Source organism: Brevundimonas sp., assembly GCF_036659295.1.
GTDB lineage: Bacteria > Pseudomonadota > Alphaproteobacteria > Caulobacterales > Caulobacteraceae > Brevundimonas.
The window spans coordinates 1-651 of the sequence record NZ_JAVXCU010000171.1 but is presented as its reverse complement, the minus strand read 5'-3'; the positions used below and the strand labels follow the sequence as shown (position 1 = coordinate 651).

The window sequence follows — 651 nt, the reverse complement described above, 5'->3', positions numbered from 1 at the left end:
GCGACCCTGTTTATAGGCCTGCTTGGCGATCTCGGCGGCTTTCTGGTAACCGATGACCGGGTTGAGTGCGGTGACCAGAATCGGATTGCGCGACAGCGCTTCCTTGAGCCGCGACTCGTTGACCTTGAAGCTGGCGATGGCTTTGTCAGCCAACAGGCGACTGGAGTTGGCCAGTAACTCGATGCTGCTCAACAGGTTCTGGGCAATGATTGGCAGCATCACGTTCAGCTCGAAATTGCCCGACTGGCCGGCGATGGTGATCACCGAATCGTTGCCGATCACTTGGGCGGCAACCATGGCGGTCGCTTCCGGGATCACCGGGTTGACCTTGCCCGGCATGATCGACGACCCCGGCTGCAGGGCTTCGAGTTCGATTTCGCCGAGACCGGCCAAGGGGCCGGAGTTCATCCAGCGCAGGTCGTTGGCGATTTTCATCAGCGACACAGCGATGGCCTTGAGCTGTCCGGAGACCGCTACGGCGGTGTCTTGCGAGCCGATCAGCGCGAACAGGTCTTTGCCTTGGGTGAACTGCACATGCGTCAACTGGCTGAGTTGACGGCTGAACCGCGCAGCGAATTCCGGATGCGCGTTGATTCCGGTACCGACCGCCGTCCCGCCCTGCGCGAGGGATTGCAGGCTTGGCAGCAGGTC

General features: G+C 61.3%; 1 protein-coding gene. It reads right to left on the bottom strand.

What is annotated here, in order from left to right; all coding sequences use genetic code 11:
* Positions 1-651: lyase family protein (locus tag RSB01_RS14180; protein ID WP_332625769.1), on the bottom strand; the 651-nt coding region annotated here is incomplete at both ends.